The 13,634-nt window shown below is 48.8% G+C and carries 16 protein-coding genes; 8 read left to right on the forward strand and 8 right to left on the reverse strand.

Annotation, left to right across the window (positions count from 1 at the left end):
* Positions 1-151: 151 nt before the first annotated feature.
* From TOL_RS11055 to TOL_RS11075, 5 genes are all read left to right on the forward strand, one after another.
* Positions 152-1,471: a TRZ/ATZ family hydrolase gene (locus TOL_RS11055; protein ID WP_015487412.1), complete on the forward strand. Its 1,320-nt coding sequence runs from the start codon at positions 152-154 to the stop codon at positions 1,469-1,471.
* 13 nt (positions 1,472-1,484) lie between these two features.
* Positions 1,485-2,225 (forward strand): bifunctional 2-polyprenyl-6-hydroxyphenol methylase/3-demethylubiquinol 3-O-methyltransferase UbiG, encoded by a 741-nt coding sequence (gene ubiG / locus TOL_RS11060; RefSeq protein WP_015487413.1) that lies wholly within the window; start codon positions 1,485-1,487, stop codon positions 2,223-2,225.
* The gene (locus tag TOL_RS11065) at positions 2,222-2,890 is read left to right on the forward strand and encodes an HAD family hydrolase (RefSeq protein ID WP_015487414.1); all 669 of its coding nucleotides are present in this window, start codon (positions 2,222-2,224) and stop codon (positions 2,888-2,890) included. Before ubiG ends, TOL_RS11065 begins: the two co-directional genes overlap by 4 nt.
* A 99-nt stretch (positions 2,891-2,989) precedes the next feature.
* Positions 2,990-3,733 (forward strand): YciK family oxidoreductase, encoded by a 744-nt coding sequence (locus TOL_RS11070; protein ID WP_015487415.1) that lies wholly within the window; start codon positions 2,990-2,992, stop codon positions 3,731-3,733.
* 249 nt (positions 3,734-3,982) lie between these two features.
* A complete protein-coding gene (locus tag TOL_RS11075; RefSeq protein WP_015487416.1) occupies positions 3,983-4,960 on the forward strand; it encodes a GGDEF domain-containing protein in 978 nt (325 codons plus the stop codon).
* Positions 4,961-5,064: 104 nt separating this feature from the next.
* On the opposite strand, the gene rluB is transcribed toward TOL_RS11075, so the two are convergent.
* The 7 genes from rluB to TOL_RS11110 all read right to left on the reverse strand — a co-directional run bounded on the left by rluB (position 5,065) and on the right by TOL_RS11110 (position 11,625).
* On the reverse strand, positions 5,065-5,916 hold the full coding sequence (rluB, locus tag TOL_RS11080) for a 23S rRNA pseudouridine(2605) synthase RluB (RefSeq protein ID WP_015487417.1): 852 nt from the start codon (positions 5,914-5,916) through the stop codon (positions 5,065-5,067).
* Complete coding sequence (scpB, locus tag TOL_RS18400; protein ID WP_015487418.1) at positions 5,909-6,871, reverse strand: SMC-Scp complex subunit ScpB; 963 nt, start codon at positions 6,869-6,871, stop codon at positions 5,909-5,911. The genes rluB and scpB overlap by 8 nt, the downstream gene beginning before the upstream one ends.
* Complete coding sequence (locus TOL_RS11090; RefSeq protein ID WP_015487419.1) at positions 6,868-7,710, reverse strand: segregation and condensation protein A; 843 nt, start codon at positions 7,708-7,710, stop codon at positions 6,868-6,870. Before TOL_RS11090 ends, scpB begins: the two co-directional genes overlap by 4 nt.
* A gap of 63 nt (positions 7,711-7,773) precedes the next feature.
* Positions 7,774-8,988 (reverse strand): tryptophan--tRNA ligase, encoded by a 1,215-nt coding sequence (locus tag TOL_RS11095; RefSeq protein ID WP_015487420.1) that lies wholly within the window; start codon positions 8,986-8,988, stop codon positions 7,774-7,776.
* A gap of 81 nt (positions 8,989-9,069) precedes the next feature.
* Positions 9,070-10,086, reverse strand: coding sequence for a tryptophan--tRNA ligase (trpS, locus tag TOL_RS11100; protein ID WP_015487421.1), 1,017 nt, complete (start codon positions 10,084-10,086; stop codon positions 9,070-9,072).
* Between the two features lie 63 nt (positions 10,087-10,149).
* Complete coding sequence (locus tag TOL_RS11105; protein WP_015487422.1) at positions 10,150-10,770, reverse strand: L-threonylcarbamoyladenylate synthase; 621 nt, start codon at positions 10,768-10,770, stop codon at positions 10,150-10,152.
* A gap of 18 nt (positions 10,771-10,788) precedes the next feature.
* Complete coding sequence (locus tag TOL_RS11110) at positions 10,789-11,625, reverse strand: PHP domain-containing protein (protein WP_015487423.1); 837 nt, start codon at positions 11,623-11,625, stop codon at positions 10,789-10,791.
* Between the two features lie 66 nt (positions 11,626-11,691).
* Here TOL_RS11110 and TOL_RS11115 point away from each other — a divergent pair, with 66 nt between their 5' ends.
* The 3 genes from TOL_RS11115 to TOL_RS11125 are packed head-to-tail and all read left to right on the forward strand — an operon-like array spanning position 11,692 to position 13,295.
* Positions 11,692-12,297: a septation protein A gene (locus TOL_RS11115; RefSeq protein WP_015487424.1), complete on the forward strand. Its 606-nt coding sequence runs from the start codon at positions 11,692-11,694 to the stop codon at positions 12,295-12,297.
* A gap of 2 nt (positions 12,298-12,299) precedes the next feature.
* Positions 12,300-12,599, forward strand: a complete 300-nt coding sequence (locus TOL_RS11120) for a YciI family protein (protein ID WP_015487425.1) — start codon at positions 12,300-12,302, stop codon at positions 12,597-12,599.
* Positions 12,600-12,629: 30 nt separating this feature from the next.
* Positions 12,630-13,295, forward strand: coding sequence for a TIGR04211 family SH3 domain-containing protein (locus TOL_RS11125; protein ID WP_015487426.1), 666 nt, complete (start codon positions 12,630-12,632; stop codon positions 13,293-13,295).
* A gap of 1 nt (position 13,296) precedes the next feature.
* On the opposite strand, the gene TOL_RS11130 is transcribed toward TOL_RS11125, so the two are convergent.
* Entirely contained in the window at positions 13,297-13,614 is a 318-nt protein-coding gene (locus TOL_RS11130) for an Rdx family protein (protein ID WP_015487427.1), read from the reverse strand.
* Positions 13,615-13,634: the final 20 nt, after the last annotated feature.

Raw genomic sequence — 13,634 nt, forward strand, 5'->3', positions numbered from 1 at the left:
CCATTGATCAAAATAAGTACAATCACTCTCCTTTTTACGTTCATTTAGTTAATTACACCCGCTTTTTACCAAGTTAACGCCCTTAGCAGTCGCACCGCCCCAAACCGATTAGGTATACTCGCTACTATTTATAGTAATAAGGCAATCAGGAATGCAGGCTAACCAACACGCCGATCTGCGACTCAATGCCCGCTGGTTAATCACCATGGACGGCCAAGCTGAGGTTGAAAACAACAAAGCTGTGTTCATCAAAGAGGGTCGAATAGTTGCCATAGAGGACTCGGCCAACGCGACTTGGACAGCCGACGAGACCATTGCACTCGATGAGCACGCTCTTTTACCTGGCTATATTAATGCTCATGGTCACGCTGCTATGTCGCTGTTTCGCGGCTTGGCCGACGATCTACCCTTGATGACTTGGCTGCAAGAACACATCTGGCCCGCAGAAGGCCAATGGGTAAACAGCGAATTTGTTTATCAAGGCACCCAGCTAGCCATTGCAGAAATGCTGAAATGCGGCACTACGACCTTTGCAGATATGTATTTCTTTCCGGAAGACAGTGTACAAGCGTCGATTGATGCGGGAATCCGCAGTGTTGCTTTCACACCGATTCTCGATTTTCCAACTAACTTCGCACAGAACGCCGACGAGTACATTCGCAAAGCTCTGGCGGCACACGAACGCTTTCGTCATGAGGCATTAGTAACACTCGGTCTTGGCCCCCATGCGCCCTATACCGTATCCGACGAACCGCTCAAAGAGATCACAATGCTCGCTGACCAACTCGATATGCCCGTGCAAATTCACCTGCATGAAACCGCTTTTGAAGTTGAGCAAAGCTTGGAACTATACGGCGTACGCCCGACGCAACGCTTAGCTGATTTAGGTTTTCTTACAGAGCGTGTCAGCTGCGTGCACATGACGCAAATCAACGACAGCGATATTCAATTGTTGCAGCATGCTGGGGCTTCGATCGTTCATTGTCCTGAGTCGAATTTAAAACTGGCCAGCGGCTTTAGTCCAACCCAGAAATTCTTAAATGCGGGAATTACCGTAGCATTAGGAACGGATGGCGCTGCCAGTAATAACGATTTAAACATCCAAGGTGAATTGAAAACCGCCGCAATGCTAGCCAAAGCGGTTGCCATGGATGCCGGAGCTTTTCCTGCGGGCCAAGCCCTATATGCTGCGACAATGGGTGGCGCTAAAGCGCTTGGAATCGACGAGCAGACGGGCTCTATTAGCCTTGGCAAATGGGCCGATTTACAAGCCGTGAAACTCACCGGTTTGGCACAGCAGCCCATGTATGATCCAATTTCACAGCTGGTCTACACGGATAGCAGCCGTGCTACAGAATATGTATGGGTGGCTGGTAAAGCCTTGCTCGATAGCGGCGAGTTAACCACCTTAAACGAAAATACTTTACGTCAGCAGACTCAGTACTGGCAGCAACAGATAGCCAACGCTTAATAGGATTTTTAATATGACCGAAGTTACCACGAGCGCCGCCATCAAAAGCAATGTCGATCACGCCGAAATCGCTAAGTTTGAAGCCCTAGCGTCACGTTGGTGGGATATGGATAGCGAATTCAAGCCGCTGCACGACATCAATCCATTACGAACCAACTACATTGATCGTCATGCAAGCTTAGCCGGAAAGCGCGTATTAGATGTGGGTTGCGGCGGCGGTATTCTCAGCGAAGCGATGGCGCAACGTGGTGCCGACGTTATGGGTATCGATTTAGGTGCCGCACCATTGAACGTCGCCAAACTTCACGCACTGGAATCCGGTGTGAGCGTTCAATATCGTCAGGTTGCCGTAGAGGAACTGGCGGCTGAAATGCCTGAGAGCTTCGACGTCGTTACGTGTCTAGAAATGCTAGAGCATGTGCCAGATCCAGCCTCGATCATTAAAGCCTGTCAAACCCTAGTAAAACCGGGCGGCCACGTATTCTTCTCAACGCTTAATCGCAATCCCAAAGCTTATGCAATGGCGATTATTGGTGCCGAATATCTGTTACGCATGCTGCCAGCCGGCACCCATGACTACAGTAAATTCATTAAACCGAGTGAACTCACACGCTGGTGTCGTGCCGCTGAATTATCGGTGACCCATATGACGGGGATGGTCTACAACCCAATTACCAAAGACTACAGCCTGAAAGACCTCGATGTGGCCGTAAACTATTTGGTCGCTACTCGTAAAGATGATGCCGAGGCATGAAGCTAACGCCACCTAAGGCCATACTATTTGATCTTGATGGCACTCTCGTTGATACCGCACCGGATTTTTACGATGTAGTTAATAGCTTACGTGCCGACGAAGGTTTGCCAGCACTTGATCACGAGCGCATTCGTGAACAAGTGAGTAATGGTGGCATTGCTCTCGCCTGCCTGACCTTCGAGATCACAGCAGACCACAATGATATTCAGGCTTATCGCATGCGCGTACTCGACCGCTATAGCACCTGTATTGGTAGCCTAAGCGGTTATTTTCCGGGCTTTGATGAAACCATCAAAGGTATCGAAGCAGCAGGAATCCGCTGGGGTATTGCTACCAATAAGCCTCGTGCCTACACCGACCCATTACTCGCTAATTTGGGCATTCACTGTGATAGCGTGATTTGCCCAGAAGATGTTAGCCAATCAAAACCCGCTCCAGATGCACTGCTTCTTGGCGCACAGCAGCTGAACGTCAACGCCAGCGAATGTTGGTATGTCGGTGATCATTTGCGCGATATGGAAGCAGCCAAAGCCGCAGGCATGCTGGCCATTGCTGCCCGATTTGGTTATCTCGAGGCCAGCGACAATGGCAGTTTATGGCCAGTCGATCTTTGGATTGAACAACCGACCGACTTATTAACGCTTATCGCAGCACACCAAGCTTGAGACGTTATTGATATTCCACCAGCATGGCGGCAAACTTCCACCGGCAGTTTGCCCGACACCCTTGCCGCTATTGCCGCTACCACCTATTGAGACCGAACAATGAATGAACAAAACGATCAAATTTTAGCAGGCCGTGTCATTTTAGTGACAGGAGCAGGCTATGGTATTGGCCGCGAAGCTGCCCTAACCTACGCCCGTGCTGGTGCGACAGTTTTGTTGCTTGGCCGTACCCAAGAGGCACTGAACGACACCTACGATTTGATTGAAGCCGAGAATCTGCCACAAGCCGCGGTACTGCCTTTTGATCTTGAGCAAAAAGACGAAGATCCTTTCCGTCAACTGGCTGCTCTCATTAACGAAAACTTCGACCATCTTGACGGCGTCCTGCTGAATGCCTCGGTTCTAGGACAGCGTACTACACTTGAAAACTATGATTTCAATACATGGCAGAAAGTGATGCAAATTAACGTCAACGGCCAATTTGCTTTGATGAAACACTTACTGCCACTGTTGCGATCTGCACCCGCAGACGCATCGGTTATTTTCACCACCAGCAGTGTTGGCCGCGAAGGTCGTGCCTATTGGGGCGCTTATTCGGTATCGAAATTCGCCACCGAAGGGCTAATGCAAGTCATGGCGCAAGAACTGGAAAATACCAGTCAGGTTCGAGTGAACAGTATTAATCCCGGTGCAACTCGTACTACCATGCGAGCGGCAGCGTATCCGGCAGAAGATCCAGCAACAGTGACAGAAGCTGCCGCTATCATGCCGCTTTATCTACACTTAATGAGCCCAGCGTCCATTGGCACGCACTGCCAAAGCCTTGATGCACAGCCTAAGTAGCCTGATAGGCCACGGCGTTCGCTAAACGCAAAAAAGCGGCGATTAATCGCCGCTTTTTCATTACTGAACAGTCATTTTTTTGGCTGACACATCTCGCCTCATGGCGTCAATTTGCCAACCCCTTGCCACTCCCCTACCTGCCATACTTCATAACTATTTGTTTTTATTACGTTTTATTTAATTTTCAATAATGGCATAGAAATCGCTTATCACCTCTACAGATGCAATCACCATTTAATGAGGTAGCTCATGGTCAGTCCGTTACATAGCAACGGTAGAGCAGAACTCCGCGATGAAAAAGTCGTCATGCCATTTGGCGACTTAGCGCCACGGCCGGACATCCGTCCGGAAGTACTGCTCAAATTATCCGGCAAACTGCAAACCACACTGGAACTCAGCCAGCTGATTGAGATCTTTTTTACCGAGATCCAGCAAGCAGTTTTAATTGATGGCCTGACATTTAATCATGCGCCTAACAATATTTTGTTAAGTCAGGGCAAAGCCAGCGTTCATAGCGCCAGTTATCGCCTGCAGACCCAACAAGATTATATGGGTGATTTGATGTTCCATCGCTCAACCCGATTCCGTGAGCACGAACTTGCGAATATCGAAGGGCTACTGTCCACCTTAGTGTATCCACTGCGTAACGCCTTACGTTACCACGAGGCACTCGCCGCAGCCTTCCGTGATCCTCTTACTGGTGCAGGCAATCGTGTAGCCTTAGATAAGACCTTGTCGCGTGAAATTGAGCTCGCGAAACGTCATGGTCAAGACCTATCCATACTGATGCTCGACCTCGATCACTTTAAACGAGTGAACGACGAGTTCGGCCACGGTATGGGCGATAGAGTACTAAAAGAAGCGGTACTTTCGATGACTGATTGCATTCGCCAAACGGATATGTGCTTTCGTTATGGCGGTGAAGAATTTCTAATCATGCTCAGCAGCGCAGAAGAGGCGGGAGCCCTGCGTATTGCCGAACGTATTCGCATGAGCATCAATGAATTACGATTCACTGGCGACAAAGGCACGCTGCAAGTTAGCGCTAGTATCGGCTGCTCGAGTTTAAAAGGCGATGACTCTATGGAATCTCTCATTACTCGCGCCGATGAGGCACTCTATGTGGCCAAAAAGCATGGCCGAAACTGCGTTATCAGTGATTGCGATATGGCGATACCCGAACCGCTCGACAAGCAAACTGTGCCAACGCCAAACCCAAATCGTTAGTCCGACTTGGCTAAACCAAAAAAGGGGATTCATGCAAAACATGAATCCCCTTTTCTATTCCATCTAGCAGGCCAATAAATTGTCCCACCGAACCAGTGCCAAATTTACTCTGGTGCTTTCGGTGGCTTAGGTTTTGAACCCACCTGCTGACGAATTTTCTGACGTTTCGCCTGCCGATCAAACTGCTCTTTCTCGCGACCAACCATACGCTTAGTGCGCTTATGATTAATACCGACTAAATCTGCAAGATCGTTCACTTCTCGCTGGCCTAGCTCGACCCAAGTACCAACAGGTACGTTGGCCGGCATAAAAATACAGCCGTAACGCACCCGTTTCAGACGGCTAACGGTAATACCTTGGCTTTCCCAGAGGCGACGTACTTCGCGGTTACGACCTTCCATAACCACGACGTGATACCACTTATTCTGGCCATCGCCATCAAAGAATTTCACATCGGTAAAACGAGCAACGCCGTCTTCTAACAACACGCCTTCTTTAAGACGCTCGATCATCTCATCGTCAACCTCGCCACGCACACGCACAGCGTATTCACGGTCGACACCGGTCGATGGATGCATCAACTTGTTGGCCAAATCACCGTCGGTGGTAAACAGCAACAAGCCACTGGTATTGATATCCAAACGGCCAACGTTAATCCAACGTTCGCCTTTGGTTTTTGGTAAGTGATCGAAAACGGTAGGACGACCATCAGGATCGTTACGCGTACACACTTCACCAATCGGCTTGTTGTAAGCCAATACTCGACGTGAGCGGCCTGCTTCTTCCACTTCCATTTTACGGCCATCAACGCGGATATCATCGTGACGTCCAGCGCGGTCGCCCAATTGAGCCGTTACGCCGTTAACCGTGACACGGCCTTCGGCAATCCAGCGCTCAACTTCGCGACGAGAAGCAACACCAGCAATTGCCAGCAGTTTTTGAATTCGTTCATTCATGGGGTTTTTTATCTTCTTCGATTACACGATCAGTCACGTCACCCGACGATACTGCGTGTTCATTAACTTGCGCTTCATCCATTGAAACGCGCTCTTGAGTGTCATCACTCGTTGATTCTTCTTCACTCAGGTCAGCATCCTGAGCTTCTTGCTCGCGTTTGGCTTTTTCCGACGCCTCTAAGCGCTCTAGCAACTGGCCAAGATCACGTACTTTACGCCCACCACCGTTCTCTTCGCTGGCTTCTTCAAACACGTTATCTTCTACTTGCGCCAGTAACGCGGCGGCTTTGGCTAAATCTTCATCAGTAGCAGCCAATACACTGGCGCTGCGTTCCGCTGCTTCTTCGTCGGTAGTAAAACGATAGTCGGCAGCTGGCGCTTGCCGCGCCTCGGCATCATCACCTAACTCCAACTTACGATTAGCATCGTCCAACTCACGAATTTCCATCAGTGATGGTAAATCTTCCAGCGACTTAAGACCGAAATAGTCGAGGAATTCGCGCGTAGTCGCGTACATGGCTGGCCGCCCCGGCACATCACGATGGCCGACGATTCTGACCCACTCACGCTCCAAAAGAGTTTTCATTGTACCAGAGCTAACGACAACTCCGCGCACATCTTCGATATCACCGCGGGTTACTGGTTGGCGATAAGCAATCAGGGCTAAGGTTTCAAGCAAGGCACGCGAATAACGTTGTGGTTTTTCTTCCCATAAACGCGCGACCCAACCCGCCACACTGGCTCTAACTTGCAGCCGATAACCTGACGCCACTTCAGCAATCTCAATACCGCGCCCTAAAAGATCGTTTTTCAACTCAGTTAAGGCTTGTTGAATTTCACTCGGACTGGGCTGTTGATCTTCATCAAACAGAGTTTGAATGCGCTCTACCGATAACGGCGAACCCGCTGCCATCAAAGCCGCTTCGATAATAATTTTTAAGGCCGGTTGACTCATGCCACCCTCAATTTCAAATGGATCACGCCAAACAATTCATGCTGGACGATATCAATCGTCGACTCTTTAATTAGCTCAAGAATGGCTAAAAATGTAACGACAACTCCGAGCTTTCCTTCTTCTGGCGAAAATAAATTGCGGAAGGGAACAAAATGCCCGCCTTTCAACGCTTCGAGTACGTCGCTCATGCGCTCACGTGTGGATAACTGCTCGCGCTGAATTTCATGGTGTTCAAAACGCTCTGCACGTCGCATGACTGAAGCCAAAGCCAACATCATTTCACGCATGTCCACTTCTGGGTGAACGCGTTCCTGAATGCGATCAGGAGCATCAATAATGGCGGTAAATACATCACGCTCTAGTCGTGGCAATTCATCTATTTGCTCTGCCGCATCTTTAAAGCGTTCATATTCTTGCAAACGGCGTAGCAACTCGGCACGCGGATCTTCTTCTTCGCCGTCTTCGGCATCTTGATTACGCGGCAGTAATACACGGCTTTTGATTTCGGCCAGCATAGCCGCCATAACCAAATACTCACCCGCTAGCTCAAGCTGCATGGCTTGCATCATTTCGATGTACTGCAGGTACTGATCTACGATGTCAGAAACGTTAACCTCTAAAATATCGAGGTTTTGCTTGCGAATAAGGTACAGGAGTAAATCAAGTGGACCTTCAAACTGCTCAAGAATGACTTCTAGTGCATCAGGCGGAATGTATAAATCCAACGGCAACTGCGTCATCGGCTGCCCTTGTACTAAGGCAAACGGCATTTCGCCCTGACGCGCTTGTCTACCGACACGGCCGGTATACAAAGGGTTAGTGATTTCGACTTCGCTCATTCAGGCCTCACGGACTTAACGCACATTAATTACGACGATACGGAAAATTAACAATACTGGGCTTTAGCGATAAGCGAGCCCCATGGCATCGCGTACTTCTTCCAATGTTGCTCGAGCAGCATCACGTGCTCGCTCAGTTCCCTCGGCAATGATACTGTGAACCAGATCAGTATTCTCTTCATATTGCTTGCCGCGCTCACGAATCGGCGCTTGCTCTGCCACAATGGCGTCAATCACCAACTGTTTGCATTCTAAACAACCCCAAGCAGCATTGGTGCAATTCTTTTGTACGGTCGCGCGTATTTTCTCATCAGAATACACTTCATGAAATTGCCACACAGGACAGCGCGTCGGTTCACCCGGATCGGTTAAACGAATCCGCGCCGGATCCGTCGGCATATTGCGAATTTTCTTTTCGATTTTATCCGGCGAAGCCCGCAAAGAAATCGTATTGCCGTTTGATTTCGACATTTTCGCACCATCAAGCCCTGGCATTTTGGCCGCATCACTGAGAATAATTTGCGGCTCAGGCAAGATACTTTTTCCCATGCCAACGATATATCCCATCAAGCGTTCTTTGTCGCCCAGAGTGATATTGCTTTGCTCTTTTATCAACGCTTGTGCAGTCAATAAGGCATTGGCATCGCCATGACTGGTATACGCTTGACGCAACTCGCTGTACAAACGCCCCGCCTTTTTACCTAACTTGCGAATTGCCATTTCAGCATTGGCTTCGAAATCCGTCTCGCTGCCGTATAAATGATTAAATCGGCGCGCCACATCTCGCGCGATTTCGATGTGCGCAACCTGATCAGCACCAACAGGCACCAGCCCGCCTCGATAGGCCAAAATGTCGGCAGCTTGCAGTAACGGATAGCCAAGGAAACCGTAGGTCGCGAGGTCTTTCTCTTTCAATTCCGCTTGGTGATCTTTATAAGCAGGAACACGCTCCAGCCAACTCAACGGTGTAATCATAGACAAGAGCATGTGCAGCTCAGCTTGCTCTGGCACTCGACTTTGAATAAACAGATTAGCAGAACCAGGGTTGACACCCGTTGCCAACCAATCCACCACCATGTCCCATGTCGCCTTAGCGATATGATCTGACTTACCATAGTCGGTCGTCAGTGCATGCCAGTCGGCAACAAAGAAGAAACATTCATATTCATGCTGAAGACGCACCCAGTTTTTCAGGACGCCGTGATAATGCCCAAGATGAAGACGCCCCGTAGGACGCATACCCGATACCACCCGCCTCTGCGGATCAACAGAACTCAATTTAATTCCTCTTTCCTATTAAATTCGAACGCCTCGTAATCCTCACGAGGCTGACTAGATACCCTAGCATTGCTGTTGGCTTCACGCCAAACCGAAAATACCGACCGACGCACGGATCTTCTCTAACAAAGGCGCGGCGACGGCGCGGGCTTTGATCGCACCTTTTTGTAACTCGGCTTCTATATCCGCAGGACGTGCCATCAAGTCTTCATAGCGCTCACGGGCTTCAGCTACTTCAGCGTTAACAAGTGCAAACAACTGAGCTTTAGCATCCCCCCAGCCAATGCCATCGGCAAAGGCTTGGCGCATTTCTGCTGTTTGCTCTGGTGTAGCAAAAGCTTGCCAAATTTGGAAAACCGTTGAAGTGTCGGGGTCTTTCGCTTCACCCGGCTCAAGCAAATTAGTTTTGATTTTGTTGATGTGCTTTTTCAGCTGTTTTTCGCCTAGAAATAGCGGGATGGTATTGCCGTAGCTCTTACTCATCTTGCGACCGTCTAAACCCTGTAAAACTGCAACATTGTCATCAACTTGGAAGTTGGGTAGCGTCAACAAAGGTTCTTTTTTGCAGTAAATGTGGTTGAAACGCTGAGCCATATCGCGCGCCATTTCAACGTGCTGAATTTGGTCTTTGCCAACAGGTACTTTATGCGCACCAAACATTAAAATGTCAGCAGCCATCAGCACAGGATAGCTAAACAGGCCCATCGTAATGGCTTTATCAGCATCTTCGCCTTCAGCGATATTGACGTCGACAGCGCCTTTGTAGGCATGGGCACGATTCATCAAACCCTTGGCACAAATACAATTCAGCATCCATGTCAGTTCTGGTATTTCGCGAATATCTGATTGGCGATAGAACACGGCATTATCTGTATCTAAGCCCAACGCTAGCCACGTAGCAGCAATCTCTTTGGTCGATTGATGCACCGCCGCAGGGTCCTGACACTTAATCAGGGCGTGGTAATCCGCCAAAAAATAAAACGATTCATTGTTAGTATCGCGGCTGGCTTCAATCGCAGGACGGATAGCCCCAACATAGTTACCTAAGTGCGGCGTACCCGTGGTGGTGATACCGGTTAATACACGCTGTTTGCTCATGTGGCTTACTCGTTGACTCTGCCAATAATAAAGCGCGCCATCATACCGGTTTTAAGACGAGGTTTACAGGAATGCGGAAGCATCTCCAACACCCTGACGCAGAAGCTCTGGTGCGTCTTCCGTCATATCAATGACTGTGGTGGCCTCAATGCCACAATAACCGCCGTCAACAACGAGATCTAACTGATGTTCTAGCATTTGACGAATATCGTAAGGGTCTGACAAAGGCATGATCTCGCCCGGCATAATCAAAGACGTCGTCATTAAGGGTTCGTTCATTTCTTCTAGTAATGCCATCGCAATCGCATTGGCCGGCACTCGAATACCAATGGTGCGTTTTTTCGGATGCATCAGCAGCCTTGGAACTTCACGCGTACCCGGCAAAATAAAGGTAAAAGCTCCCGGCGTATGGGCCTTTAACAAGCGATACTGGCTGTTATCGACCTTTGCGAATAACGATAGCTCGGACAAATCACGGCACAGTAAGGTGAAATTATGCTTAGGACCCAGCTGACGCAGACGATGCAGGCGCTCAGTCGCATTTTTATCACCTAAACGACACGCTAAGGCATAGGCGCAATCGGTAGGAATGACGGCTAAACCGCCGCCGCGAATAATCTCAGCCGCTTGTTTGATTAAACGTTGCTGGGGATTTTCTGGGTGTATTTGGAAAAACTGACTCACACTCTAACCTCTAAAAAATTAAGACCATGAAGCCCATACTGGCGTCACGTCCTTCGGAAATGCAGGCATTACCCCCAAATCCAAACCAAATCGATTAGGACCATGAAAATCACTTCCGCAAGAACCTAATAAATCCATTTCTCGTGCCAACGCCGACATTTGTCCGAGCTGGTTGGCATCCATATTACCGTAAGCTACTTCTAACCCTTGGCCGCCTGCATCTTTAAAATCCTGCAAACACGCTTTCAGTTTAGTACGCGTCATCTTGTATAAATGAGCATGGGCCATGACGGCCGTGCCGCCAGCCGCAACGATCCACTCAGTTACTTGGGCGAGTTCTGGCCAACTCGCTTTCACATCGCCCGGCTTGCCTGCCCCCAGATACTTATTAAAGGCCGCTGCCATATTCGGCACCCAACCTTGATCAATCATGTATTGAGCAAAATGTGGCCGCCCAATAGCCTCGCCACCGGCATACTCGCGCACGGCATCCAGATCGACGGTTTGCTTAATGCGCTTACCGACGCGTTCAGCAATCAACAGCGAGCGTGATTCCCGCGCGGCGGTTTGCGCCGCTTCAGCTGCCCGCATCACGTCGGATTCTGGGTCGAAATTCAAACCAACAATATGCACTGTGATCCCACCCCAGACACATGACAGCTCTATGCCAGAAATCAATTTAATTCCAACTTCGGCCGCTTTTTCGCGCCCCAGACGGAACCCCTCGACAGTATCGTGGTCTGTAATCGCCAAGATCTTCACCCCGCGCTCAGCTGCCCGACTGACAACATCGGGTGCAGATAATTTGCCGTCTGAGGCGGTACTGTGGCAATGCAGATCAATTTCGGAGTTCACATGGACGCTCGTGGTGGGTTAATACATAATGCCCTTCATTGTAAATGCACAGAAGCCAACTAGCGAATGAAGTTACTAATCGATTTTTTGCCCATCGTCATCTTTTTCTTGGTCTACAAATTTGCCCCAGAAACAGTTGAACTCGTAACGCCGTTTATCGGTTCAGAAAATGCCGACATATTAGGATCTCTCGACCCCATTATTTTAGCCACTGCGGTGCTAATTCCCGCCACAATTATGCAAATTGCTTATACGGTGTACAAAACCGGACATGTTGAAAAAATGCAATTAGTAACCCTCGCATTGGTGATCGTGTTAGGTGGCTTGACCGTGGCGTTTAAAAATAAAGAATTTATCCAATGGAAGCCCACCATCGTTAACTGGTTATTTGCCGCAGCATTTTTGTTCAGCCAGTTGTTTACAGAAAAATCCATTCTCGAACGCATGATGGGCGGCAATATGTCGTTACCCCCCGAATTATGGGTACGTTTAAACTATGCATGGGTGCTCTTCTTCTTCTTCAGTGGAGCCGCCAATTTGTATGTAGCGGCCCATTTTTCCGAAGATACTTGGGTTAACTTTAAGTTATTCGGTTTGCTTGGCCTGACCATCCTGTTTATTGTAGGCCAGTCGCTGTTTTTGTACCGTTACATAAACCACGAGGACGAATAAGTATGTGGTATGCCATTATTAGCCAAGATGTCAGTAATAGCTTAGACAAGCGCCTTGCAGCTCGTCCTGCACATTTATTGCGCTTGCAAGAACTGACCGCAGAAGGTCGATTGCTGGTTGCCGGACCTCACCCAGCCATTGATAGCGAAAATCCTGGTGATGCAGGATTTACCGGTAGCTTAGTTATCGCCGAATTTGCCAGTTTGAACGATGCCCAAGAGTGGGCTGATGCAGATCCTTATGTAAGTGCTGGTGTATACGAACGGGTAGTCGTTAAGCCATTTAAGCGTGTACTTCCCTAAATTTTTACAACAACAATAAAGGTATCGATTGTGAAACGTGTCGTCCTGTTATTCGCTGGCCTATTGCTAGCTATCTCGGCCTCTGCCGTTGAGAAGCGCTATGTCTCCGACAAACTCTATATTCAACTGCGCTCGGGTCCTAGTCAGGAATACCGGATTCTAAAAGTGATTCAAAGTGGTGAGCACTTAATCGTATTAGAAGAAAACGAAACCGAAGGTTACACCAAGGTAAAAACCGACAAGGGGGTTGAAGGTTGGGTACTGACCCGCTTCCTTGAAAATGAGCCTATTGCGAAAGAGAAGCTGATTCTAGCCAATCGTGAACTAGAACAATTACGTGCAGAAAAATCCACGACGCAAAGTCAGAGTAGTGAATTGCAAGCCGAACTGGAAACAGTAAAGAGCGAACGTTCTACTTTAGCTCGCGACAACGCTAAATTAGAAAAAGAATTAGAGCGTATTATGAGCATCTCCGACAACGCATTGGCATTGGACGAGAAAACCAAAAAGCTCACGCTACGCAATCAAGAGCTGGAAATTCAAGTTGAAACCATGACTAATGAAAACGCTCAGTTGCGCGACGACAGCCGCCAGACCTTTTTACTCTATGGTGGCGGCTTAGTATTTATCGGCATCTTTGCCGGGCTGGTATTACCTGGATTACGCGGCAAGCGCAATAACAGTGGCTGGAGCTGAGTTAGCTCTGGTCAGCACCGGCGTTATCTGTGATCTGTCTTTCAGGCAGATCGCAGTGACCCAAAGACATTTCCGCCGATATCGCGTCACGCAAACGTCGTTTTAAATCGGCCGCTTCTGGAAAGCCCTCATCTTTTCTTCGATCCCATAAGCAAATATCGTCTACCCACACCTGAAAGTCGCCCGACTCTCCCACTTCCATAAAAATACCCGCTAATTGGCCATTAAATGTACTAAATAGCTCTTGTGCGTACCAACCTGCACGTAAACCCCATTTACAGCCTTCACAAAAGCGTATTCTTACCGTAGGTTTAGACATTCAAATTATCTCTGGAGATT

It is taken from the genome of Thalassolituus oleivorans MIL-1, from assembly GCF_000355675.1.
Taxonomy (GTDB): Bacteria; Pseudomonadota; Gammaproteobacteria; order Pseudomonadales; family Oceanobacteraceae; genus Thalassolituus; species Thalassolituus oleivorans.